Source organism: Opacimonas viscosa, from assembly GCF_024199005.1.
In the GTDB taxonomy this organism is placed as follows: Bacteria; Pseudomonadota; Gammaproteobacteria; order Enterobacterales; family Alteromonadaceae; genus Opacimonas; species Opacimonas viscosa.
Genome location: NZ_JANATA010000023.1, coordinates 19742 through 45612, shown reverse-complemented (window position 1 = coordinate 45612; position 25871 = coordinate 19742). Strand labels below are relative to the sequence as shown.

At 43.9% G+C, this 25871-nt stretch carries 21 protein-coding genes and 2 pseudogenes; 17 read left to right on the top strand and 6 right to left on the bottom strand.

Annotated elements, in window-relative coordinates; genetic code table 11:
• Window positions 1–314: 314 nt before the first annotated feature.
• Window positions 315–695 (bottom strand): MerR family transcriptional regulator, encoded by a 381-nt coding sequence (locus tag NLF92_RS11380; protein ID WP_254102033.1) that lies wholly within the window; start codon window positions 693–695, stop codon window positions 315–317.
• 99 nt (window positions 696–794) lie between these two features.
• Between NLF92_RS11380 and NLF92_RS11375 the strand changes: the two genes are divergently transcribed.
• The 5 genes from NLF92_RS11375 (at window position 795) to NLF92_RS11355 (ending at window position 8668) form a co-directional block, all read left to right on the top strand.
• Complete coding sequence (locus NLF92_RS11375; protein ID WP_254102031.1) at window positions 795–1523, top strand: glutaredoxin; 729 nt, start codon at window positions 795–797, stop codon at window positions 1521–1523.
• Between the two features lie 41 nt (window positions 1524–1564).
• The gene (locus NLF92_RS11370) at window positions 1565–1987 is read left to right on the top strand and encodes a hypothetical protein (RefSeq protein ID WP_254102029.1); all 423 of its coding nucleotides are present in this window, start codon (window positions 1565–1567) and stop codon (window positions 1985–1987) included.
• 147 nt (window positions 1988–2134) lie between these two features.
• Window positions 2135–3616, top strand: coding sequence for a TolC family protein (locus NLF92_RS11365; protein WP_254102028.1), 1482 nt, complete (start codon window positions 2135–2137; stop codon window positions 3614–3616).
• Entirely contained in the window at window positions 3609–5537 is a 1929-nt protein-coding gene (locus NLF92_RS11360; protein ID WP_254102026.1) for an efflux RND transporter periplasmic adaptor subunit, read from the top strand. The genes NLF92_RS11365 and NLF92_RS11360 overlap by 8 nt, the downstream gene beginning before the upstream one ends.
• Window positions 5534–8668 carry an efflux RND transporter permease subunit gene (locus NLF92_RS11355; RefSeq protein WP_254102024.1) on the top strand — a complete coding sequence of 1045 codons (3135 nt, stop codon included), beginning with the start codon at window positions 5534–5536 and terminating at the stop codon, window positions 8666–8668. The genes NLF92_RS11360 and NLF92_RS11355 overlap by 4 nt, the downstream gene beginning before the upstream one ends.
• Here NLF92_RS11355 and cadR read toward each other — a convergent pair.
• Window positions 8665–9054 (bottom strand): Cd(II)/Pb(II)-responsive transcriptional regulator, encoded by a 390-nt coding sequence (cadR, locus tag NLF92_RS11350; protein ID WP_254102017.1) that lies wholly within the window; start codon window positions 9052–9054, stop codon window positions 8665–8667. The genes NLF92_RS11355 and cadR overlap by 4 nt on opposite strands.
• A 114-nt stretch (window positions 9055–9168) precedes the next feature.
• Between cadR and NLF92_RS11345 the strand changes: the two genes are divergently transcribed.
• The 10 genes and pseudogenes from NLF92_RS11345 (at window position 9169) to NLF92_RS11300 (ending at window position 18879) form a co-directional block, all read left to right on the top strand.
• Window positions 9169–9363, top strand: coding sequence for a hypothetical protein (locus tag NLF92_RS11345; RefSeq protein WP_254102015.1), 195 nt, complete (start codon window positions 9169–9171; stop codon window positions 9361–9363).
• A 55-nt stretch (window positions 9364–9418) separates the two neighbouring features.
• Complete coding sequence (locus NLF92_RS11340; protein WP_254102013.1) at window positions 9419–10054, top strand: cation efflux transmembrane domain-containing protein; 636 nt, start codon at window positions 9419–9421, stop codon at window positions 10052–10054.
• Window positions 10051–10422, top strand: coding sequence for a DUF3703 domain-containing protein (locus tag NLF92_RS11335; protein WP_254102004.1), 372 nt, complete (start codon window positions 10051–10053; stop codon window positions 10420–10422). Before NLF92_RS11340 ends, NLF92_RS11335 begins: the two co-directional genes overlap by 4 nt.
• A pseudogene (locus tag NLF92_RS11330) lies at window positions 10403–11313 on the top strand (cation diffusion facilitator family transporter). Before NLF92_RS11335 ends, NLF92_RS11330 begins: the two are co-directional and overlap by 20 nt.
• Window positions 11314–11387: 74 nt before the next feature.
• On the top strand, window positions 11388–11786 hold the full coding sequence (locus NLF92_RS11325; protein ID WP_254102002.1) for a hypothetical protein: 399 nt from the start codon (window positions 11388–11390) through the stop codon (window positions 11784–11786).
• A 67-nt stretch (window positions 11787–11853) separates the two neighbouring features.
• Window positions 11854–13209: a TolC family protein gene (locus tag NLF92_RS11320; protein ID WP_254102000.1), complete on the top strand. Its 1356-nt coding sequence runs from the start codon at window positions 11854–11856 to the stop codon at window positions 13207–13209.
• Window positions 13206–14147 carry an efflux RND transporter periplasmic adaptor subunit gene (locus NLF92_RS11315; protein WP_254101998.1) on the top strand — a complete coding sequence of 314 codons (942 nt, stop codon included), beginning with the start codon at window positions 13206–13208 and terminating at the stop codon, window positions 14145–14147. Before NLF92_RS11320 ends, NLF92_RS11315 begins: the two co-directional genes overlap by 4 nt.
• A gap of 78 nt (window positions 14148–14225) precedes the next feature.
• On the top strand, window positions 14226–17336 hold the full coding sequence (locus NLF92_RS11310; RefSeq protein ID WP_254101996.1) for an efflux RND transporter permease subunit: 3111 nt from the start codon (window positions 14226–14228) through the stop codon (window positions 17334–17336).
• Between the two features lie 212 nt (window positions 17337–17548).
• Window positions 17549–18346 (top strand): annotated as a pseudogene (locus tag NLF92_RS11305) (SMEK domain-containing protein); the annotation flags it as partial.
• 119 nt (window positions 18347–18465) lie between these two features.
• Window positions 18466–18879, top strand: a complete 414-nt coding sequence (locus NLF92_RS11300) for a MerC domain-containing protein (protein WP_254101992.1) — start codon at window positions 18466–18468, stop codon at window positions 18877–18879.
• 41 nt (window positions 18880–18920) lie between these two features.
• On the opposite strand, the gene NLF92_RS11295 is transcribed toward NLF92_RS11300, so the two are convergent.
• From NLF92_RS11295 to rsgA, 4 genes are all read right to left on the bottom strand, one after another.
• The gene (locus NLF92_RS11295; RefSeq protein WP_254101990.1) at window positions 18921–19601 is read right to left on the bottom strand and encodes a glycerophosphodiester phosphodiesterase; all 681 of its coding nucleotides are present in this window, start codon (window positions 19599–19601) and stop codon (window positions 18921–18923) included.
• 11 nt (window positions 19602–19612) lie between these two features.
• On the bottom strand, window positions 19613–20488 hold the full coding sequence (locus NLF92_RS11290; protein ID WP_254102037.1) for a DMT family transporter: 876 nt from the start codon (window positions 20486–20488) through the stop codon (window positions 19613–19615).
• A 7-nt stretch (window positions 20489–20495) separates the two neighbouring features.
• Window positions 20496–21362, bottom strand: coding sequence for an archaetidylserine decarboxylase (asd, locus tag NLF92_RS11285; RefSeq protein ID WP_254101988.1), 867 nt, complete (start codon window positions 21360–21362; stop codon window positions 20496–20498).
• A 123-nt stretch (window positions 21363–21485) separates the two neighbouring features.
• Window positions 21486–22505 (bottom strand): small ribosomal subunit biogenesis GTPase RsgA, encoded by a 1020-nt coding sequence (gene rsgA / locus NLF92_RS11280; RefSeq protein WP_254101986.1) that lies wholly within the window; start codon window positions 22503–22505, stop codon window positions 21486–21488.
• 85 nt (window positions 22506–22590) lie between these two features.
• On the opposite strand from rsgA, the gene orn reads away from it, so the two are divergent.
• Window positions 22591–23145 carry an oligoribonuclease gene (gene orn, locus NLF92_RS11275; protein WP_254101984.1) on the top strand — a complete coding sequence of 185 codons (555 nt, stop codon included), beginning with the start codon at window positions 22591–22593 and terminating at the stop codon, window positions 23143–23145.
• Window positions 23146–23315: 170 nt separating this feature from the next.
• Complete coding sequence (locus tag NLF92_RS11270; RefSeq protein ID WP_432420225.1) at window positions 23316–25745, top strand: TonB-dependent receptor; 2430 nt, start codon at window positions 23316–23318, stop codon at window positions 25743–25745.
• Window positions 25746–25871: the final 126 nt, after the last annotated feature.

The window sequence follows — 25871 nt, the reverse complement described above, 5'->3', positions numbered from 1 at the left end:
AAATCAGGCCTTGAAAGCCGCTTAGTAAAGTGTCCAAGTTTTTGGGGTCACTTCAATATAAGGCTTTGCCAAGGATTTATTATGGATTCACAGTCTCCAGTGTCGCAATTATCAGCCTGCCCATTGGTATTTTGGTAGCATTTACTTCAATGCCCGAATCTTTTTTTCTTCCAGAGGTGGCAAAGCGTCAAACTAGGACAAAACATGTGTGTCCTGGATGCGACACAAAAATATACGGAAAGGCTTCACTTAACGTCATTTGTGGGGATTGTGAAAGACCGTTTGTCCGTGAAGAGTGAATACTGTTGATTAATTCACTTACCTTTAAGTGTCAGTAAAATCGGGCAAACATCATTATCACTGTTCCTACAATCTTGAATGAGCTCTTGTAAAAAATCCTTTGCTGAAAGTAGCTTATCTATTTTGTCGTTCAGTTCTTTAAGCTTTTTCTCGGAGAGTGCTCTTATTGTAATTTTGTCTTTCATGTCATTCAGTGATTGAAGTTGTTTGATATTTTCAAGTGTGAAGCCTGCTGACTTTGCTCGACTAATAAATGCTAACGTGTCTACATGTTGCTGAGAATAATATCGATATGCGCCTTTTATCTCAGGTATTGGTAGTAAGCCTTCTCGATGATAATACCTCACCGTCTCTACGTTAACGCCCGCTTTTTTAGCAAATTCTCCTACTTTCATGTTCACCTCGTTCGATTTGTTTTTTTGATAGCACTTGACAGCGTAGTAAGGTACGCAGTTTATCATTGTATTCTGATTTTGATAGTGAGGTGACTAACAATGAGTAAAACTGCAACGCTATACCGAATGGAAACTGACGAACACACTTGTCCATTCGGACTTAGAGCCAAGGACTTACTGCGTCGAAAGGGGTTTCAGGTTGACGATAAAATACTGACGTCACGAGATGAGGTACAACAAATCAAATCTAAACTGAATGTTAAAACTACGCCTCAAATCATCATCGGTGATGCGCGCGTCGGCGGGTTTGAAGATTTGCAGAGACACTTTGGAAAAGCGCCAAAAGACAAATCCAAAACGACCTACTTTCCCGTGCTAGCCGTCTTTGGCGTCGCAGCGCTATTAGCTTTCTCTATAGCTTATCCGTTTGACGATGGATTGGAAATACATACTTTGATTATGCATTTCATTGGTCTCTCCATGGTTATACTGGGTCTACTTAAACTTCAAAATCTGGAAGGTTTTGTCAATGGTTTTCTGGGCTATGACTTACTCGCTCGTCGCTATTTGCCGTATGCTTTTATTTATCCCTATGCAGAAATTCTGGGCGGGTTGTTAATGGTGGCTGGAACGCTTTCTTTGATATCAGTTCCAATCATGTTGTTTATTGGCGGTATTGGCGGTGTATCGGTCATAAAAGCGGTGTATATCGATAAACGCGAGCTCAAGTGCGCTTGTGTAGGTGGCGACTCTAACGTGCCGTTAGGTTTTGTCTCATTTTCTGAAAATGCAGTCATGTTTGGCGCAGGAACCTGGATGTTGGTTTAGCAACTATTTATTTAGTTGCTTTAACTATGTATACTTACAACATGAAAATGCCAAAGCAGTTTGTGAAATTCTTTATGATTTTAATGCTACTTATCACTCAGATAAGTGGAGCATTCGCGTCTGCACAGGTATTTTCTGCGATGTCTGACACGTCTTGTTCAATGAGTAACCTATCGCATCATGCTTTGCAATCTGCTTCTGAGACAGAGTCGATGTCCGAACACATGATGTTAGAACAGAGCAAGAGAGCGACAATGGATTGTTGTGATAGTGTTGATATGAATATTTGTTGCGACGGGCAATGCGCTTGTGTTGCCGTTGCCGCAACGGCTGTGTTTATTTTTGGATCTCTATCTGAAGACCATCTACCCAATATAAATGAAACGTTTATCGAGTCATCACCACCGCCTCACTCGGCCTTTTCCGCACTGCTTATGCGGCCTCCAATTCAATCTTTAGCTTAATCAACTCTTTTACGTAGCGAATAGCTGACCAGTCATGGTCGGTTCATGTCTGTTTTCCTATCTGTTTGCATATGCATTGCGCTATGTAGGCAGGTCATAAAATAAGACACTCGCTGATTACGAACTTTTATCAGTTAAGGATCCGACATGGGCCTATTACATATTTTTAGAACACGGGTGTCTTCATTTAATATGTCAAGATACTCGACAAAACCTGCCGGTCGTGGCGAGCTTGTAACTCGTTCCATAATGGTTGTACTGGCATCGCTCTTCTTTAATTTCACTAGCGCAATGAGCCATGCAAACGAACGAACTGTTTTAAATTTGGACACCGCCATCAATATGGCGCTGACACAAGACGATTGGTTAGTAAAAAGTCAATTTGAGCAGCAACGCCTGTTAGCTTTAAGTGAAGGGGCAAGTGCCTTGCCAGATCCTACATTGAGCATCGGCATTCTCAATCTGCCAACAGATGGGTTTGCATTTGATCAAGAGCCGATGACACAGTTGAAAGTAGGTGCCTCGCAAATGTTTCCACGTGGCGATACCTTGGCATTACAAGAGGCGCAACTTCAGCAAGCGGCGAACATTCAACCATTCAAGCGTGCCGACAGGCGGCAGAAAGTCGCTTTACAGACAACATTACTTTGGCTAGATGCTTATCAAAATCAAGCAAGCTATGCCTTGGTAAAAGAAGCTGAGCCTCTCTTTGACAAATTGGGCGATATTGTCAGTGCAGGTTACGCGTCATCCGTTGGAAAGGCTAATCAACAAGATATCATCAGAGCCGAATTAGAATTGGTTCGCTTGCAAGACCGCCTTATATCACTCTCAACACAGCAGCACTCTGCGCTCTCAAAACTGATGCAATTTTTACGTAGCCCAGACCAAGGCGCCACTTATTCAGGCTTAGCTTCTGACTTTGAGGCAGTTGGCGAATTACCGAGCGAACAACAACTGTTCCCCAAACAAAAGAGAGCTTTGCTTACGCGAGAGGAGGATAATGATCACCATTTATATTCCACCTTGGCTAATCATCCTTTAATTGTTGCCATTGACCAGCAAATCTCAGCTGAGCGCATCGGTATTGATATCGCTGAGCAGAACTTCAAACCGCAATTTGGTGTTAATGCCAGTTATGCACTTCGCGATGATACGCCTGCTGGCAATAGCCGTGCGGATTTCTTCTCTGTGGGCATGAGCGTATCGCTCCCTTTGTTTTCTTCCGCTCGACAAGATGCGCAAGTCAGCAGCAGTATTCAGTTAGTTGAAGCCACAAAAACTGAAAAGCGCTTGGTATTAAGAGAGCTCATGGCTGGCTTAAAAAGCAGCATCGACCAGTATCAAGGCGCATCAAAACGCCTATCCATTTATCAATCACAAATTTTACCGCAAATGTCGCAACAGTCCGACGCTGCCTTAAAAGCTTACACCAATGATTTGGGCGATTTCGCAGAAGTGGTAAGAGCCAAGATTGCCGAGCTAGACACGCAAATAACTGTGCTCAACATAGAAATAGCAAAATGCAAAGCGCTCGCTTCTATTCACTACTATTTATCTGACTATCACTTGGATGCTGAGCGCCAAAGTCAGTCAAACCAAGGCAATGGGAGAATCAACAATGACTAACAACATCAACACTAAAGCAACACTTGGTATTGGGGTAGGGCTTGGTATAGCAATGAGTATGCTTGCCTTCTTGGTTTTTTCCCCCTCTCATGACATGGTAGCGACATCGGGAAACGATACAAAAGGCGCTAATGAGCCTTTGTATTGGGTTGCTCCGATGGATCCAAACTTTAAGCGAGACAAACCCGGTAAATCCCCGATGGGCATGGATTTGGTGCCCGTATATGAAGAAAGCAGTGCCAGCGATTCACCTGGCACGGTTTCGATTGATCCTGTGACCATCCAAAACTTGGGGGTAAAAACCAGTGCTGTTAATCGTATAAAGCCTGAAGGCAGGATACAAGCAGTGGGGCAGGTGCAATATGCACAAAATGCCATTGAGCACGTGCATCCTCGTATCGAAGGGTGGGTCGAGACGCTAAATGTACGCACGCAAGGTGATTTCATTGAAAAAGGTGAAGCCTTGTATTCGATTTATTCCCCCGAACTGGTTAACGCGCAGGAAGAGTTTGTGATTGCCCTGAATCAACAAAACGCTGCGTTAATCAATGCGGCAAAGGCAAGGCTGCGCGCATTAGCGGTGCCTCAATCACACGTTGAAAGTATTGAAAAATCGCGCAAGATTTCTCAAACCGTTACTGTGCTAGCCCCTGCAACGGGTTTTATTGATGCGCTTAATGTGCAACAAGGCATGTATGTCAAACCAGGGATGACGATGCTGTCGATTGCCGCTTTGGATAGAGTATGGGTGATTGCGGATGTATTTCCGAATGACGCTAGCCTATTAAGCATTGGACAACGCGCAAGTATTAGCAGTACCGACTTACCCGGTCAGGTATTTGAGGCCACTTTGGATTACATCTATCCGATGTTAAATAGCGCGACGCGCACGGTGCAAGCACGTTTTGTAGTCGACAACCGAACCAACGACCTGAGCGGGAGACTCTCATATTCACTCAAGCCGGACATGTTCACAAAGGTAGCGCTTTTCTACGGAGATAGTGAAAGCGACGACGTGTTAACCGTGCCAAAGCAAGCGGTGATCCGAACGGGCAAAAGCGATCGCGTTGTCTTGGCGATGGAAGAGGGTAAATACAAATCTGTCAATGTGCAGTTGGGTAGAGACTTTGGTGATGTGTTTGAAATATTGGATGGCGTTGTAGAAGGTGATGCCATTGTGACCTCAGCGCAGTTTCTGATTGATTCAGAAAGCAGTATTACGTCTGATTTTATGCGCATGACGCCGGTTGAAAATACCATAGACGCTGACGCCAGTGCGTGGACACAAGCGACGGTCAATGAAGTGATAGCAGACCGAAATATGATCAACATTACCCATGGCCCCCTTGATACCTTCGATATGATGGGCATGACCATGAATTTTACCTTGGCTGATGACATTGCAATAGCCGATTTTGAAGTCGGCATGGATATCCATATCGAAGTCATTCGTGAACCAACCGGCATGTTTCAAATTAAAACCGTGCATTTTGTCGACGGTTCATCATCTAATAAAGACGATGAACATCAACATATGACAGATGAGCCAATCTCGCGTGATGATGACAACGATCACGCTAAACATATGCACATGGAAATGCAACCAAAGGATATGCAATCGGACGGCCAAAATGAGGACTTAAGTGCGTGGACAGAAGCGACGGTTGTAGAGCTTGAGCTCGATAGACGCCGAGTCACCTTAACACATGGTTATCTTGATGCCTTTGACATGATGGGTATGACTATGGGTTTTACAGTTGACAGTGATATCAATATTGATGATTTTGTTGTTGGCGACTCAGTGCATGTTGAAATCATTCGCGAAGACAATGGTATGTTTCAAGTCAAAACTTTGCATATCATGGGATCTAGTATGGAACATCATGAAGCGAAAAGAGAAAGTAAGGAGGGTCACGAATGATAAATTCAATCATTCATTGGTCTATTCATAACCGATTCTTTGTTTTATTGGCAACCTTCATGCTGATTGGAGGCGGTCTGTATTCGTTGAAAAATACCCCCGTTGATGCCATCCCTGATTTGAGTGAGGTGCAAGTTATTGTCAAAACCTCGTATCCGGGGCAGGCGCCACAAGTCGTTGAGGATCAAGTGACTTATCCGTTAACAACAGCGCTGTTATCCGTACCCAACGCTAAAACAGTCAGAGGCTTCTCCTTTTTCGGTGATTCGTACATTTATATTATTTTTGATGACGATACCGACCTCTATTGGGCGCGCAGTCGCGTGCTGGAATATCTGTCTCAAGTGGCGCCGTCTCTGCCCGAAACAGCAAAACCCCAGCTTGGTCCAGACGCTACCGGAGTAGGTTGGGTGTTTATGTATGCGCTGACCGATATCAGTGGCCAACATGACTTAAGTGAACTTAGAAGTCTACAAGATTGGTTTTTAAAATACGAACTACAAACAGTGCCCGGTGTATCAGAAGTCGCAACCGTAGGGGGCATGGTTAAGCAATACCAAATCATGGTCGATCCGCTTAAACTTCAAGCACTGAATATTCCTTTATCTCACGTGCAAATGGCTGTGCAGCGCGGTAATCAGGAGACGGGGGCGTCTGTTATTGATATGGCAGAAGCCGAATACATGATCCGTTCGACAGGCTATATCGAGACTAAGGAAGATATCGAAAATATTCCTGTTGGCGTGCGTTCTAGTGCCAATATGGCACAAAGCTCAGCGCCACAAAATAGCAGTGTGCCTATTCTCATCAAAGACATCGCGATAGTTGAAATAGGTCCTCAAATGCGCCGAGGCGTCACGGATCTAAACGGCGAGGGCGAAAGTGTTGGCGGCATCGTTGTCATGCGCTTTGGTGAGAATGCACAAGCGACGATTGATGGCGTCAAGGCAAAACTAGATTCGCTTAAAAGTAGTCTGCCAGACGGCGTGGACATCATACCGGTGTACGACCGTTCGGCTTTAATTGAGCGTTCAGTCGACAACCTCACTAAAAAACTGGTAGTGGAGTTTGCGGTTGTCGCACTGATTTGCGTAGTGTTTCTGTTTCATTTGCGCTCATCGTTGGTGGCTATCATCAGTCTACCCATCGGCATTTTAGGTGCGTTTATAGTCATGCACCTGCAAGGGATAAATGCCAATATCATGTCCTTAGGCGGTATTGCCATTGCCATCGGCGCAATGATTGATGGTGCGATTGTGCTGGTTGAAAACATGCACAAGCATATGGAAAAGACCGAAATCACAAAGGAAAACCGTTGGGAAGTAGTTTCGAAATCAGCAACAGAGGTCGGGCCAGCGCTCTTTTTTAGCCTGCTCATCATTACGGTGAGTTTTTTACCTGTATTCACACTTGAGGCGCAAGAGGGACGCATGTTCAGTCCTTTGGCATACACGAAAACCTATGCCATGGCAGCCGCCGCGTTTTTAGCCATTACCTTAGTGCCCGTGCTGATGGGCTATTTTGTCAGAGGGAAAATTGTGCCTGAGCACAAAAACCCGATTAACCGGTCGCTTATCGTTGTGTATCGACCCATATTAAAAGCGGTGTTGCGCTTCCCAAAAATTACCATATTTCTCTCTGTTTTAGTGCTGATCATCGGGTTTTGGCCAGTGAGCAAAATTGGTAGTGAATTTATACCGCAACTAGACGAAGGCGATTTGATGTATATGCCGACTACATATGCCGCGGTGTCTATTGGGGAAGCTCGAGATATTTTGCAGCAAACTAATAAACTGATTAAAACCGTGCCTGAAGTCGAGACGGTATTTGGCAAAGTTGGGCGTGCAGATACCGCGACCGATCCTGCCCCGCTAACCATGATTGAAACCTTTATTCAGTTAAAGCCAAAAGACCAATGGCGAGTGGGCGTCACAACCCAAGACTTAATCAATGAGTTTGATAATTTGGTTAATTTTCCAGGGCTAACCAATGCTTGGGTGATGCCGATTAAAACCCGCATTGATATGCTGGCAACAGGGATAAAAACGCCTGTGGGCATTAAAATAGGCGGGCCAGATTTATCGGTCATTCAAACCATTGGACAGCAACTTGAACAGGTACTCGGAAAGGTTGACGGCACTGCATCAGTTTATGCAGAGAGAGTTGCTGGCGGTCGTTATATCACCATCGATATTGACCGTGTCAATGCTGCGCGTTACGGCTTAAATATCGCCGATGTGCAGTTATTTATCGCCAGCAGTGTAGGGGGCATGAACCTCACGACGAGCGTTGAGGGACGTGAGCGTTATCCTGTTCAAGTGCGTTTTCCACAAGACTATCGCGATTCACCTGAGGCGCTGCGGCGCTTGCCCTTTGTCACGCCAAGTGGTGCGCATATTCAGCTTGGGGACATCACTACCATCACCATTGAAGACAGCCCGCCGGGGATCAAAAGTGAAAATGCGCGGCCCAATGGTTGGGTTTACGTTGATATTGAAAATATCGATGTTGGACAGTATGTCACCAATGCAAGGCAAATAGTGACTGAACAAGTCGATTTGCCGCCCGGCTATTCATTGAATTGGAGTGGGCAGTTTGAATACATGGAGCGTGCAAAGACAAAGCTAACCTATGTCATTCCGCTTACCTTGGGCATCATCATAATCTTGCTGTACGCCAGCTTTAGAAGTTTTGTGCAGGTTGCCATGATTATTGGTACCTTACCCTTCGCATTAATCGGTGGCGTGTGGCTGATGTATCTAGAGAATTTTAATTTTTCAGTCGCCGTTGGCGTGGGCTTTATTGCCCTGGCTGGTGTGGCCGTAGAAATAGGGATTATTATGTTGGCTTATCTTGATAACCGTTTTAAAGAATTAGGCAATGATTTTAGTATTGACGCGTTGAAACAGGCTGTCATGCAGGGCTGCGAAATGCGTATACGCCCGGTCATGATGACTTCAACGTCCATCATTTTCGGCTTGCTACCTGTGATGTATGGCACTGGAACCGGCTCTGAAGTGATGAGTCGCATCGCCGCCCCGATGGTGGGCGGTATGGTTAGCGCGCTTATATTGACACTTATCGTGCTACCCGCTGTGTATTTTTTGTGGCGAAAACGTCAACGTAATTAATGACTGAGTTCATTCAAAATGCCGCATTCTTTAATAGTTTTGTTGGCATCGCAGGATTGAGCCATTTGCTCAAGTGTTAATTTAAGGGAGGATAACTCCTTTATTTTTTTGTTCACTTGGCAAATGTGCTCGTCTATGAGTTTGTTCACACTTGAACAGCTCTGCTCTGGATTGTTCTTATTATGGATCAGGGTTTCAATTTCCTTCATTGAAATGTCTAGCGAGCGACACTGCTTGATGAAAATCAATTCATCTAACAAGGTTTTATCATAGCTTCTGTAATTCGCTTGTGTGCGCTTGGGCTTGGATAATAGACCTTTACGCTCATAAAACCTGATTGTTTGAATACTGCAACCTGAGCGTTTCGACAACTCACCAATTTTCATAACACATCCACTCTTGACTCTATTCTAAGTATAGACTTTATACTTTGCTTTACTGCTTGTAAAGCAAGCGCATTTTTTCATTAACAAGTTATGTCATTAACAAGAGGACTCATTATGAAAGTATTTTTTGTGTTACTAGGATTGGGAATTACAATTGTGTCACTCACGCACGGTTTCTTCTCTGATATCAATATGCTTCATAGCTTGCTAGTGCATCCAATCACCGTGTTATTCGGGCTGTTGTTTGTTGCGCTCGGCTTGAAAGGTGCTAAAAAACCAAATTACAAAGAAATGATTAAGAAGGCTTGACCCTATACCATGTATAGACTTTACACTGTGTCTAAATAATAGCGCTGGGGGCAATATGAGTGGATGTGGATGCGAAGTCACGATTAATGATAAATCACAAAAACGTGTACTTTATTGGCTATTAGCTATCAATGCTGCCATGTTCATCATTGAGCTAGCCGTAGGGCTGTTGGCTGATTCCACGGCATTAATCGCTGACTCAATGGATATGCTTGCAGATGCTGTTGTATATGCAATTGGGATTTATGCCGTGGGTAAATCCATTATTCACAAAACCAACGCAGCCAAAGTCAGTGGGTATTTTCAATTAATGCTTGGCGGGATTATTCTCATCGACATTATTCGTCGCTCGATTATGGGAAGCGAGCCTGTGTCCTATCTTATGATGGGGATGGGAGCAGTAGCCTTAGTGGCAAACGTGATTTGTTTATTGATCATTCGTAAGCACAAAGACGGTGATGTAAACATGCGCGCCAGTTGGATATTTTCTGCCAATGACGTGATTGCCAATATGGGCGTGATTGCAGCAGGTGTATTAGTGCTATGGCTTGATAGTCGCCTGCCAGATCTAATCATTGGTATGGTTGTTTCAATCGTTGTGCTGCGCGGTGCTTGGATGATACTCAAAGACGCCACAAAAGAATTAAATGAGAATCAAAATGCGAAAACACTATCAGGAGGCCAGTCGTGACTTTTTATCAAGCAGCTAAACCATTTGTACAAAAAAAGCTTAACGCATATTCGAACGCACTTTCCGAAGGTAGAGCTAAGGACGCATTTCGACATTTAGAAGATGCACATGTGATTGGACAACATTCGACAAAGCTTCATTGCGTGGCGCATTTTTACATGCTCAAACACGGACTCAAACATGGCGACGTAAAAGAATGCTTAGGTCAAATCTTAAGGTTTATCGGCGCATTTACAAAAACTGCTTTTGGCCTTATTCCAAATGGCAATACAGGCGGTGCTAACATTAGCCCATTCAAACCGCTACCTATCAGCCAAAGTAACCAAATAATATTAGATAAGATCAAGCATGCACAGTCACAATCATAGTTATCACCACAGTCACTTACACGGGGGTGAAGCATCCAAACGCATCGGTTGGGCGTTTTTTCTTAATGTGGTCTTTACCATTATCGAGTTTATTGGTGGTTGGCTCACCAATAGCACGGCCATTATGGCCGATGCGGTGCATGACTTAGGCGATAGCTTGTCAATCGGCACGGCATGGGGCTTAAACAAACTGAGTGATAAAGAGGCTAACAAGACTTTTTCATACGGTTATAAGCGCTTTTCCTTGTTAGGTGCATTAATCAATGGTTTGGTATTAATTACCGGCTCGGTATGGATTTTGTTTGAAGCCATTCCGCGTTTATCTAACCCTGAAATGCCACAAGCTGAAGGTATGTTGCTGCTCTCTATTTTTGGTATTGCCGTCAACGGTTTCGCGGCGTACAAACTAAGCGGTGGCAACACGCTTAACGAAAAAGTGCTCAACTGGCATTTGTTAGAAGATGTACTGGGTTGGGTAGCCGTACTCATCGTCTCTATTGTGTTGATGTTTAAACCTTGGGCGATACTCGATCCGATATTATCGATTGGTTTTACACTCTTTATCTTATTTAATGTAGGCCGTAATCTAAAAGAGACCGTACTATTGTTTTTGCAAGCCATACCCGATAAGAAGCAATTGGAAGAGGTGCGCAATATTTTATTAGAAAGTGATAACGTGGACAGTGTGCATCATTTCCACATTTGGTCCCTCGACGGTGAGCACAATGTGATGACTGCACATATAAAGTTAGCGCAGAATATTTCATTGCAAACTATGAGCGAGTTAAAAGAGACGCTTAGGGCGTCTCTTTTAACTATGATTTTGTGCATACAACCATCGAATTTGAATTTGCTGATGAGGCGTGCAGAGATGAGGCTGATGCGCTTTAGCGATTTTCGTAACAAGATAAATCCGGTGCATTATGTTACGCTTTACACGTCAAACTATGGAAGAACATAAATAGATGTTTAAAACAAAAGCGACGACTTATTTAGTGATCATGCTGATTTTATGTCAGTCGTTCACGGCTGTCGCCAGTCTGTTGGACTTTCATACGCTTGATGTTACGCATTTGTCTGAAGTACATAACCATGATGAGCACAACGGCCATCATCCTCATACACTTATTGCGCCTGACACTGCTCAGCCGTCGCAGAATGCTTCTGCTTTAGACGATAATTTCCACAATCCAGCAGATTGCCATCACTGCGGTCATTGCCATGGCTCTCATACCCAATGGGTGGGGGATTCATCAAGTCTCAAACCATTTTTAGTCAACGAAGGTCACGCCTTTTTCTATCTGTCAAAAGTCATTGACGCCCCAATCTCGCGCTTACTTAGGCCGCCCAAATACACCTCCTAGTTATATCAAATCTTGGTTCGCTATCTCGGTAGCGGGAAATATTTTTTGAAATAGTAGGATGTAAACAATGACATTTTTATCATTGAAACGCTCGGTGCGCACCTGTGCCTTGAGCGTGTATAGCATAGCTGTTTTTGCCTATTTGCCTGCCCATGCGCAGCTGCAAAGTAACAGCGAAACAAAGTCAATAACCTTAGAAAGTGCCATCAAGCGCACCTTGGCAAATGCACCTTATTTGCATGAATTTGCCTTTAAGCAGCAAGCGCTCGAAGGCGAGTTAAAAACAGCAGCACTCAAACCTGAATTAAACGCTGGCATTGAGCTTGAAAACTTTTTGGGTACTGGTGAGGTCTCTGGCATAAAAGATACCGAGCTTACCTTAAGCTTATCATCGGTGATTGAGTTTGGAGATAAACTACAAGCGCGAAGTGACTTTACTAGCGCCAAGTCACAAGTGATTGAGGCACAAAAGCAAATCCGAACCTTGGATATTCTCGCTGAGGTCACCCGCCGCTATGTGGATGTATTGGCGCAGCAAGCCTTAATTGAAGCGTATGAAGAAGCACAAGCATTAGCGATATACACTTATCAATCGGTTGCAAAACGTGTTGAAGCAGGCGCATCTCCCGCATTTGAACAACAACGCGCCGATGCAGCACTGGCGCGTGCAAGGCTTGAAGTACTCACGGCTAAACAAACCCATGCGGCGATGATGAAAAGCCTTGCTATTATGTGGGGCGAGCAAGCACCGCGCGTTACTAAAGTGGAAGGCAATTTGTTTGCATTGTCAACATCGCCCTCTCTTTCGGTTTTATTTGAGCAAGTCGCCAATAGTCCAAACATTGATGTGTTTGCACAGGAATATCGACTCCAAGAGGCGCAAGTCAGGCTAGCTCAATCAGCTAATCAAGCTGATTTGAGTTGGACAGCGGGCATTCGGCGTATGAACGGTATTGATGAAACTGCCTTTGTGGCAGGGGTCAGCATGCCCTTGTTCGCTAGCGAGCGAAACTTGGGTGAGTACGAGCAACAAAAAGCCGTGCTTGATCAAATAGAGCAACAACGACAAGGCGCTGCCTTAGCGCTTTTTCACCAACTCAATACGGCACTCTTGGCAAGGAATAATGCATTGCTTAATGTACAAACATTGCAAGGTGCAATTATTCCTCCACTTGAGCAAGCCTTGACATTGGTGGAGCAGGCTTACCTTGATGGTCGCTTTAGCTACCTTGAGTGGGTGAGTACGCGTCAAGAACTGCTTAATGCAAAACAAGCCCTTATCCACTCAGCAAGACAAGCCCATCAGCGAGCCGCTGATATTGAATCGTTAACGGCAACGCCGCTATCTATTGCTTCGGTAACATCGGCGCAGTCTGCTTTACCCACATCATCAGCCCCTAATTTTCAGCGAGTGTCAAAATGAAACGTTCAACACTAACCATCACTATTTTATCCTCATGCAGAGTTGCCTTATTGGCCAGCGCATTACTCATTTCTTTTTCTGTAATCAGTGGCGAGGGCGATCATGACGATGAGAAAAAAGATGAGCATCGCAATGAGTTTGTAACCATGACCCAAGAAATGGCAGCACAAGTGGGTGTAACGACGCAAGCGGTAAGTGCAGGCACCCTTAACATTACCAAGACAGTGTATGGTAATGTTGTGACCGATCCTGCCTCGCTCAGTCATATTCGCGCCAGATTTGATGGCGTGGTCACACGCGTTAATGCCAATTTAGGCGATAAAGTCAAAAAAGGCGCTGCACTGGCAGTCGTTGAATCTAACGAAAGCCTGAAAAGCTATTCGCTTACCGCCCCCTTTGCGGGGACCGTCATTGCCAGACATGCAAACGAAGGTGAATTGTCTAATGGACAAGTGCTCTTCTCATTAGCGAATTACGACAGCGTGTGGGCGCAGCTTAAAGTGTTTCCTAATCAACTGCGTGCAGTCGCAGAGCAACAGGCTGTGCAACTCACACTGGCCGATTCAACGTTTGATACCGTTATCAGTCATATTTTGCCCTCACCTGATGAGCAACCTTATGTGCTTGCTTACGCCAACATTGACAATACCTCCGGACATTGGCCGGTTGGTGCTGCTGTGTTAGGTAATATCACGATTGATACGCTTGATGTCGCTATGATGTTGCCAAAGGCAGCGATACAAGAATACGAGGGTAACAATGTGGTCTTTGTTAAAAAGGGGGATGAATACCACCCTGAGCCTGTCAGTCTAGGGAAACAAGACGCTGATAACATTGAAGTGCTAAGCGGTATTGCAGTATCGGATGTAGTGGTTGTGAACAACAGTTTTCTGTTTAAAGCCGACTTGGAAAAATCGGAGGCCGGACATGATCATTAATCACCTGAACTTTCCAATCCAACGCATAAATGCTTACCTTGCTGATAGTGATGGCAATTGCGATAGAGGAGTACTTGTATGATTGAATCCATATTAAGGACCTCCATAGAGCGCAAGGGTTTGGTGCTGATGCTGACCTTTTTGGTGATGGGGTTGGGCTTTTTCAGTTATAACAAACTGCCCATTGACGCAGTACCTGATATCACCAATGTACAAGTGCAAATCAATACTCAAGCAACAGGCTACTCACCGCTTGAGACCGAGCAGCGCATTACCTTTGTGGTGGAAACTGCGCTAGCAGGCTTACCTAATCTATCTTACACCCGTTCGTTGTCGCGCTATGGTTTATCGCAAGTCACGGTGGTGTTTGATGAAGGCACCGACCTTTACTTTGCGCGTAATCTTATCAATACCAAATTAGGTGCGATAAAAAGCCAACTGCCGCAAGGTTTAGAGCCAGAAATGGGACCGATTGCCACTGGCCTCGGTGAGATATTCATGTATACGCTTCGCGCCGACCAAAACGCCCGGCAAGAAAATGGCGAGGCCTATGATGCTATGGCTCTGCGAGAAATCCATGACTGGATTGTAAAACCGCAGCTCTCATTAGTAAAAGGCGTTACTGAGGTCAATGCTATCGGGGGCTATGTAAAACAATATCACGTCAATCCTGAGCCACTCAAAATGCTCAACTTTGGGGTAAGTCTTGCTGATGTTCATGAAGCCTTAGCGCGCAATAATGCCAATCAAGGGGCAGGCTTTATCGAGCGTAATGGGCAGCAAATACTGATTCGTTCGCAAGGGCAGTTACAGACCATTAGCGATATTGAAAACGTGGTGGTCAAGCGCGTTAATTCTATTCCTGTCATGGTGAAAGACATTGGCAGCGTGGCAATTGGCAAAGAGCTTAGAACCGGCGCAGCTACGCAAGAAGGGGTAGAAACCGTACTTGGCACAGCGATGATGATTGTGGGCGGTAATTCCCGCGCTGTCGCACAAGCAGTCGCTGACAAGGTAGGTGACATACAAGCAAGTTTGCCCAGTGGGATCGTGATTGACCCAGTCTATGACCGAACAAAGCTTGTTGATAAAGCGATTGATACAGTGCAAAAAAACCTCGTAGAAGGTGCATTGCTAGTCATTGTGGTACTCTTTGTATTGCTAGGTAACATTCGTGCGGCGCTTATTACTGCCGCTGTAATTCCGCTTGCGATGCTTGCCACCATCACGGGCATGGTCAATTATGGTGTATCGGCTAACTTGATGAGCCTAGGTGCACTGGATTTTGGCCTGATTGTCGATGGCGCTGTGATTATTGTGGAAAACTGTATCAGGCGATTATCCGAAGCCCAAAAGCGCACAGGTGGCGTGTTGCCATTAAAAGAGCGCCTGGAGTTGGTCTTTCAAGCCACGAGTGAGGTGATACGGCCTAGTTTGTTTGGTGTGCTCATCATCACGGTTGTGTACATTCCGCTGTTTTCATTAACGGGCGTAGAAGGCAAAATGTTCCATCCCATGGCCGCGACTGTCATTATGGCGCTGCTAGCAGCGATGGTGTTCTCAATCACTATTGTGCCTGCGGCGGTTGCAATGTTTATGACAGGCAAAGTCAGTGAAAAAGAAAGCCCCATCATTATGGCGGGCAAGTCGGTATATCGACCAATTTTGCGCGGCGCACTTAAATTCAGATGGTTTGTCTTGGTAGGCGCGGCATCACTTGTGGTGGTCAGCATTGTAATGGCAACTCGACTGGGCACGGAGTTTATTCCGCAGCTTGATGAAGGCGATATTGCGCTTCATGCCATGCGCATCCCCGGTACGGGGATTGAACAAGCCGTGTCGATGCAAAAAACACTTGAAGATAAAATCATGAGCTATCCGCAAGTGAAAACGGTGTTTGCCAAAACCGGCACAGCGGAGGTGGCGACCGATGCTATGCCGCCTAATGTGACCGACACCTTTATGATGTTACATCCACGTGATGAATGGCCTAACCCCAATCTCTCTAAAGCTGAGTTTGTTGAAATGTTAGAGCAAGACTTACAGAGGGTGGCAGGTAATAACTATGAGTTCACACAACCCATTCAGATGCGTTTTAACGAATTGATAAGCGGTGTTCGCTCAGATTTAGGTATTAAAGTATTTGGTGACGATTTAGATACCTTAGTCGCCTCGGCTAACGACATTCTTCGTGTATTGCAATCCATTGATGGCGCAGCAGATGTCCGACTTGAACAAGTCGACGATATCCCTTTATTTACTATTAATCCCAAGTCCATTGCACTGGCGCGATATGGCTTAGATGTGACGGACTTGCAGACGTGGTTAGCATCGGCAGTAGGGGGCAATAGTGCAGGGCTGATATTTGAGGGAGACCGTCGTTTTGAATTACTGGTGCGCTTTGATGAACAAACGCGAAGTAATTTAGAGGCAATTGGGAATATTCCTATTACGATACCCGATGGCGGTTTTGTGCCTTTGTCGGAGGTAGCTGAATTGGCTTATTCGACCGTCCCGAATCAAATTAGTCGAGAAAATGGTAAGCGACGAGTGGTTGTCACCGCCAATGTGCGTGACCGCGATTTGGGCAGTTTTGTTGATGAAGCTAAAACCCAAATAGCTGATCAAGTGGATTTGCCAGCAGGCTACTGGCTCGACTATGGCGGCACCTTTGAACAGTTGGAAAGCGCAAGTCAGCGATTATCGCTTGTGGTACCTGCCACCTTGTTCGTCATCTTGGTGTTGTTGGTCGTGGTGTTTGGCTCGCTGCGAGATGCGTTTATTATATTCACCGGAGTCCCACTTGCATTGACGGGCGGCGTGTTCTCACTGTGGCTCAGAGACATGCCATTGTCGATATCCGCAGGCGTGGGGTTTATTGCGCTTTCTGGTATTGCGGTACTAAATGGTCTTGTCATGTTGTCGTTTATAAAGCAACAGTTTAAAGAGACAGGGGACCTCATCACATCTATTGTGGAAGGGGCCATTACGCGATTGCGACCCGTATTGATGACCGCACTTGTCGCTAGTCTCGGTTTTATTCCAATGGCGTTGAATGTGGGTACTGGCGCAGAGGTACAACGGCCTTTGGCCACAGTGGTCATCGGTGGGATCATTTCCTCTACGATACTAACACTGATGGTGTTACCGGTGTTGTATCGTATTGTTCATGGGCGATCGACTGCTTAAGTGAAATATTGGCGCCACTTGTCGCGTGGCGCCTCTTTTTTATACATAAGATGTGTAGATGTCATTGATTTTAAGAAAGATGTCCCTAAATACATTGTATATATAGCCAGTACTTGTGAAAAGGATGAAAGAAGAGGCACATGGATGCATTAAACGTTGAAAATGAATTACGTGACGTAGTGTCTCGATTAATCAGCTAAGTAGCGCTAGCCAGTAAACAAGGGAGGCTTGATATAAATCTGGCGATGGAAGATGCATTCATTCCCATCTTAAAAGAATTGTTTCATCTACCTCGATTGTATAACTTGAATGCTAAACAGAAAAATTTCCCTGGTATCGACTTAGGTGATGAGTTCGACCGGGTAGCATTTCAAGTTACGGCAACAACCGATTTGGAAAAGGTTAGAAAGACACTATCCATTTTTATAGATAAAAATTACCAGTCTAATTTTGATGAACTCTTTATATTCATGCTTGTTAATAAACAGAAAAGCTATTCACAACAAGCGGTTGATAAAATAACCAACGGGCAATTTTCATTTGATACCAAAACGCACATTATCGATTGTGCGGATATTCTCTCAAAAGTCACTGGGCTTAGAGTGACTGCGCAAAAACGCATATTACATGAATTTAAACTTATTCTTGGTGATATTGATGGATACTTGGCACTGCGCGAACCGAAAGAAAGTAACAATGGAGTGTTTACCACTAATCTCGCGCCAATAACGTTTCCAAAATCCGTTTTTGTTGCACAAGCTTCCATTGTAAAAAAAGACATTCTAGCTCGTGCTAGAAGTGAGCTCGATTACAAAGGTAAAAAGTCAGATATGCAGTTGTATATTGGACTAGCCTTAGCGTTAGAGGGGTCTAAGTTTGCCGGGTGGGCATTTCATGATGGAAAGATATTTTCCTTTACTGATTTCAACCAACACATACCGTTAAAATCAATTATCGATGTTGGTGTTATCTTTAGTCGTATTACCCAGTATCTATTATTTATGGCGTAAGTCGGAATTTTAGTTTCATGCGTCTCATATTTAGCGCATTTAAAAATCGATTAGAATTTTGGTGCGTTTGTTAAAGTATTAATGTTATACTATAACACTTAATTATTGAGGCGCGACTTTTGAAACCATCCCAGTACGAACAATCAGACAGTTTTTTTGACAAAGCAGGAGTTTGGATCTCCAGTTTATGCGCTCTGCATTGCTTGTTACTCCCTATCTTGATACCTCTTATCCCATTGGTAGCGAGCTCTTTTGTTGCGGAAGTTTGGTTTGAAAGAACAATTTTAAGTATTTCCATACTGATTGGTTTCTGGGCTTTGTTTATCGGTTTTTACAAATATCATCGACAAATTTATCCTGTCTATAGCTTGGTCTTAGGTGGTCTTATTTATTGGCATAAAGATATATTTGGTCATGAGTACGAACCTTTTACCATTGCGATTGGTGCATTTTTGATAATTGGCGCACATTTATTGAATATGAAATTATGCAAGGCATGCGGGGATTGTGCGGAAGATGCTTGCAAGGCTTAAGGCCTGTCTAGTCTCGCTGACTGAGCGGACTAGCTAACAACTCAAGTTTTTAAATATTCAGCTAATACTCTTCGGGTAGCACTTGGCGTGTTGGTAAATATGCCGTCCACTTGCATCTCATAGAGTGCACATACTCGACTAGCTTCATCCACCGTATAGACCCAGCACAGCATACCTCTGGCATGAATATCTCTGACAAATTGCACATCACACATGCTGTCTTCGATAGCACAAATCTGTACATCTAAATCAGCAGCATAGCGTCCATAATCGATGGGTTTATGGGCAGATAAAGCTCCAAAACGACAGTTAAAATGCGCTTGGCACGCTTGTATTATATGGTGGTCAAACGAAGAAAGTACTGAGTTGTGATTGAGTAGGCCTGCATGAAATAACGACGCCAAATACTCAATGGCAGTATTCTGGTCAACCCAACTTTTGATTTCTACATTCACCGGAATGGTAGTGTTGATGAGTGCTAATACCTCATGTAGTGAGGGTATGCCTAAGTGCTCTATTTCTTGCGCTGATAGCTCGGCTAATGATTGGTCTAGTTGATGGGTTCTTGAGAGCGCTAAATCGTGGATGACCCATGCGCCAGATCGAAGAAAATGTACGTCAAACTCAATCCCATCTGCGCGCTGTTGTAGTGCTAAACGAAATGCGCTTAAGGTATTTTCTTTGGCTTCAGCACAGGCACCACGATGCGCGATGATTTGCATAGATTACCTCGTTATTCGGGAGTAGTTGTCGCTTGTTTTTGAGTATGAATCGTTTCATAAATAGCTGCAGAAATTACTAAAATACCCCCAATTAACGTCTGCCAACGCGGGGTCTCATTCAGTACAATTATCGCGAGTACAACACCATAGAACGGTTGCATACAAGCTACCAATGAGAAGGTTTTCGCACGTAAGTGCCGTAGGCAGGCCGCAACCATAGCATGAGGTACAGCGGTAAATAGTGTGCCAAGAAGCACTAATAGCCCCAAAGTATGTGTATCCATGCTCCAAAATGCATCTGAAGCAAACCAAATAGAGCACAGACTGATAATTAAGGTTTGGAAGTACATGCCTTTGATACCGCTATATTGCGAAAAATATTGACGATGAGCAATGTTTCGCAAAGCATATAAAAAAGCAGAAAGAACCCCAACTAAGACACCTAGAGTAATATCATTTTCCAATGAGACTTCAGGCACAATGAGAATTATTCCCATAAATACCACAATCACACTAATGACATCTTGCCAAGCGAGCTTTACTTTATCGATGAGGGGCTCTAAAAATACGGTAATAACAGGAAAGGTGAATAATGCGATGATCCCTACAGAAACCCCCGCATATTGCATCGCAGCAAAATACGTGACCCAATGCAGGGTCATGATCACTCCCAAAACAGTACCAATAAAATAGTCTTTAGTAGAGTTTAATGACCATGTTTCCCCAGTCAATTTGACCAGACAGAAAAGAAAAATACAGCCAAAAATAGCACGTCCTACAGTAATATCGTAAGCCGATAGAGGAATGACTTGGGAGAACAGTGCCGTCCCACCAAGTAGCATCACTGTAAAGTGTAGTGAATAAAGACTGCGTTTAACTGGATCCATCAAAGTATTAATCAGCCGTTTTAAGAGTGGCGAACGTTTCACCTAAACGCGTGACATCACCAGCTTTAAGTGCACCAAAATCTACTTTGTTTGGCTCAAAACAAGCCACAATAGTAGAGCCTAATTTAAACAAGCCCATTTCAGCCCCTTTTTCAAGAGTGATGCTATCTCCTGCTGAGTCGGTGTACTGCCAATGAGTGACATTTTTACCTGCCGGTGGTGTCACTGTTCCTGCCCAGATAGTCTCGATACTCGCTACGATAGTTGCGCCTACCAAGACAATCGCTACCTTACCAATGTCAGTATCAAAAATAGCGACCACACGCTCATTGCGAGCGAACAATCCAGGCACGTTTTGGGCAGTGAGTGGATTCACAGAAAATAACTCACCTGGGACATATACCATGTCAGTTAGTTTGCCTGTTAATGGCATATGGATCCGATGATAATCACGAGGTGATAAGTAGATAGTAGCAAAGTCACCACCTTTGAACGGTGCAGCTAGTTGTGCATCTCCACCCAAAAGTGCGGTTAAGCTGTAATGATGACCTTTGGCTTGGAATATGGTGTCTCCCTCGATGGGTCCTAGTTGACTAACCGTACCATCAACTGCGTGGCCTAGTTCAGTCTCATCCGCAGAAAACTCACGTAATCCAGGTTTTAATTCACGAGTAAAAAAAGCATTAAATGAAGGATAAGCAGCAGGATCTGATTCTTTTGCTTCTGACATATCCACATTGAATTGTTTGATAAATTGTTTGATGATGAAGGTGGTTGTCGCACCATATTCCCCAGCGGCAAACTTACCTACTAATCGAGATAAGGCATGCTTTGGTAGCACGTATTGTAATTTTATTTTCAACCAATCTATCACTGCATGTTTCTCCACTGTGTATGCATATATTCAAATATATCGAGATGTTTAGGACGCACCTTGAAATAACTGCGAAATTATAGCAAATTCACACTAGAAGTAGATCACTTAATTTAGACTAGGTCATAGCCCTTTAGCATAAGATGGCCGTTTGTCATCCATAGTGGTGAGGATTTTGTGGTAGCTATTAAACCGTTCTTCATCAATGCGCCCATCATCAACCGCGGCTTGCAGTAAACAACCAGGGTCATTGAGATGTTTGCAATCTCTAAATTTACAGCCCCCTAAGTATTCACGAAACTCAACAAATCCCCATGTTATTTTTTCAACAGGGAGGTGCCACAATGAAAACTCGCGTACTCCAGGAGAATCTATGAGGTCTCCACCAGCAGTGAAGTGGATGAGTTTTGCGGTAGTCGTCGTGTGTTGACCTAGTCCTGAGTTATCGGATATGTCACCGACGATTTCTTCTGAGTCGGGTAGTAGAGCATTGACTAGAGAGCTTTTGCCAACCCCAGATTGACCAACAAAAACACTGGTTTTATCTTTTAATAAATCCGTCAGTTCGTCTATGCCTTCCATACTTTTACAACTGGTAAATAAAATGGTGTAACCTATTTCAGCATAAATTTCGACGGCTTCTATGACCCATTCACGTTCTTCAGCGTTGAGTAACTCAGCTTTGTTGATCACGATGATAGGCTTTATTTGAACATCTTCACAAGCGACCAAATAACGATCAATAATATGTGTTGAGAGGGTTGGGACGATAGAACTAACAATAATGATTTGATCAATGTTCGCGGCAATAGGTTTTACGCCATCGTAAAAATCAGGTCGAGTCAGCACCGAGTGACGGTCTTCGACTAACTCAATGATACCTCTGTCTTTTGGGTTGTCAGGTTGGGGTGGGGCAAAGCGTACATTATCACCACATACAACAGAGTCAATCGTGCGACGAATATGACATTTAACACATTCACCCTCTGATGTTTCGACAATCGCATGTTTACCAAATCGACTAATCACTTTACCTAAGATCGTATTTTCTGTTGCAGTATCGCCGAGCTTGGCAATCCGATCAGCTCTATTTTTGGATACTTGGCGTTTTTGTCTGTGCGTGAGTTTTGGTTTTTTTGCCACGATAAAGTACATTGTTATAAAATCAGAATACATGTTACCGTTATCATATAACGAATACCAATATTTTAACTTGCAAGGAAGTCTAATGTCAGCACCTGTAGTTCATGAACAAAACCTAATCTGGATAGATATGGAAATGACGGGTTTGGACCCTGATGATTGTGTTGTCTTGGAAATTGCGACTATTATTACTGACGCTCAACTGAATATTTTAGCTGAAGGTCCAGTGCTTGCGATCCATCAGTCGGATGACGTTTTGGCAAATATGAATGCTTGGTGTATCGAAACACACGGTAAAACAGGTCTAACACAGCGCTGCAAAGACAGTACCCACTCGGTGCGTGATGCTGAAATAGCGACATTAGATTTTATTAAGCAGTGGGTGCCGCCGGGCAAGTCTCCTTTATGCGGAAACTCTATCGGTCAAGACCGCCGCTTTATGGTTGCTTACATGCCTGAACTGGAAGCTTATTGTCATTATCGCAATATCGACGTCAGTACCATCAAAGAACTAGCTAGTCGCTGGGCCCCAGAGGCGCTAAAAGGTTTTAAGAAAAAAGGTATTCATCTTGCGCTGGATGACATTCAAGAATCTATCGCTGAGTTGACCTATTACCGCGAGCATCTATTCAAAATATAATATTGTTGCTTATCGGAGCACATTCCCCAAATATTATTTGTCCTTGTACTTATCCTAACAAGGGCATAAAATCGCACGCGTGAACAACAGCTTAGTGTTAATAATAAAAGCTGAATAAAAAGCACCTTCATTAGCGTGTTACTACATACTTACTACTCGGGAAATAATGAATGAAATCACACATACAACCTTACTTTAAAGCGTCATTGATTGCTGCTGCTGTAGCAAGTTCAATGGTGCCTGCAACACAAGTATTCGCGCAAGAAAAACAAGCACAACTAGAAACTATTGAAGTGACGGGCACACGTCGAACTGGTACCGTCCAAGAAGCTCCACTTAACATCACCGCATTGACGGCTGATACTTTAGGTGAACAAAATATTGGTCAACTAGAAGATGTTGCCCGTTGGGTCCCAGGCTTAACTGTCGTGGATCAAGGCGGTCGTTCTGCTTCGCCAATTATCGTGCGCGGCTTAAACACTAACTCGTCTGGTCCAGGCTCGAATGGCGGAACTGTTGCTACGTATTTTGGTGAATTACCTTTATTTTTGAATATGCGTTTGACCGATGTTGAACGAGTAGAAGTGCTAATTGGTCCACAAGGTACGCTATATGGTGCCGGCACACTAGGTGGCGCTATTCGTTATATTCCTAAGCAAGTTGAGCTAGATATCACGGAAGGCGAAGTCTCTGGTGATATTTTCAGTGTACATCGCTCGGATAGTTATGGTGGCGAATACGGTTTTGTATTTAATACTCCCCTGATTAATGATGAGCTAGGGGTTCGTGCCTCATTAAATTACTACAATGACCCTGGTTTTATCGATTATAACTATGTCGTGCGTCAACCAGGTGTGTCTCAGCCAGATAGCTTAGATGATAATAATTTACGCAGTGTTAGAGATGCCAATGGTGAGAAAACGTTAACCGGTCGTATCGCTTTGCGTTGGTTACCTACCGATAATATTGACGCCACTTTATCGTATTTTTACCAAAAACAAGATGTCGAAGGTCGCTCGATTGATCACTTTAACGCTTTGCCTGCAAGTAATGCCGTTAGTGGTGATTTAACACGTAAATATACTTCAGCATATCGTTACGAAGAACCGCGTGTCAAAACAGATGAACTATTAAGTCTGGAAGTGACCGCTGACCTTGGTTTTGCTGAACTTGTTTCAGCTACTGGTATCTCTAGTTTTGCCGCAGATGGTCAGCGTGACCAGACCGACCTACTGATTCGTTTGAATTATAGCTACGAAGATTTCCCTGCGTTTTCAGCATTTACTCGTGAGTTAGACAACCAAGATACGTTCACTCAAGAGTTGCGCTTAGTTTCGCAAAGTGATTCTGATTTTAGCTGGATTGCTGGTGTCTTTTACAACAAGACTGAAGCAGATGGTTCTAGCTCGGAATTTACACCAGGGTATGACGCATTTTTAGGGGGTTCTCGTCCAGATGCACTAGAATATTTATCGGTGTCTGATTCAACTGTTACAGAGTCTGCATTCTTTGGTGAATTGTCTTACCAGATTTCTGATGCTTGGGACGTTACCGTAGGTCTACGACAGTATAAATATGATATTGAGACGCGTTCAGCGATCGATTTACCGTTATATTACACTGTGTTTGAAGACCGTGCACCAGACTCTATTGTATTAGATTATGGCACGGAGACTGCCGATGATTCAGGCTCTTTATTTAAATTTAATACGTCCTACGATATTTCTGATGATGCGATGGTGTACTTCACTGTATCCGAAGGCTTCCGTATCGGTGGTGCAAATGGCGTGGCAGCATGTCCTGACAATGTCAACGAACTGACTCAACAGATCGTTTGTGCATTACCCAATGAACAAGTATATGTTGCTGATACCACTACTAACTATGAGTTAGGGGTTAAATCGACTTACTTTAACAATCGTTTGTACTTGAATGTGTCTGCATTTGATATCACATGGGATGATGCACAAGTTGCTGGTGCGACCGTGAACGGTGCACAACCGATTACAGCGAACGCTGCGGGTGCAGGTTCATCAGGTATTGAAATTTCATCTCGGGCCATTTTGACCGACGATTTAACGGCCTATATGTCATATTCAAACGTAGATGCACAGTTAACTGATGATGCTCCATTCTTATTCGGTGTGTTAGATGAACAAGGTACTGCATTACAAAACTATTATGATGGTAAAAAAGGCGACCGTTTATCAGGAGCGCCTGAAACACAAGCCTCATTTGGTTTAAAATACACCACAGATTTGTCCAACGGTAGTGTCTTAGATTTAGTATATGGTCTAACGTACCAAAGTGATGTTTACTCAAAAGTAGGATTACGTGCGGATGGTGAAGTGATCCCTGGTTTTGCATTGAACAATGCCAGTGCTTCTATTTCTAAAGACAATTGGACCATTACGGCTTATTTAGACAACATGTTTGACAAGTATGCTTACACAGCAGTTCGCCGTGATGCTGGTGATCTGGGTACAGCGACATTTGCAGATCAAAATCAAAACCGTGTGGACCTATTGCGTAATTACGGACGCTTTGTTGTGCAACCGCGCAAATTTGGTGTACGCTTTACTTACGCATTTGATCTGTAATAAGCATTGAGTGGAACGTCTTTCTTTCCACTCTTTTGTGTATGCATCCGGGGTATAATAAAACCGGCGAAAAATATATTTAAGACCAGCTTTTGCTGGTCTTTTTTTTGCCAGTTCTGCTACTAT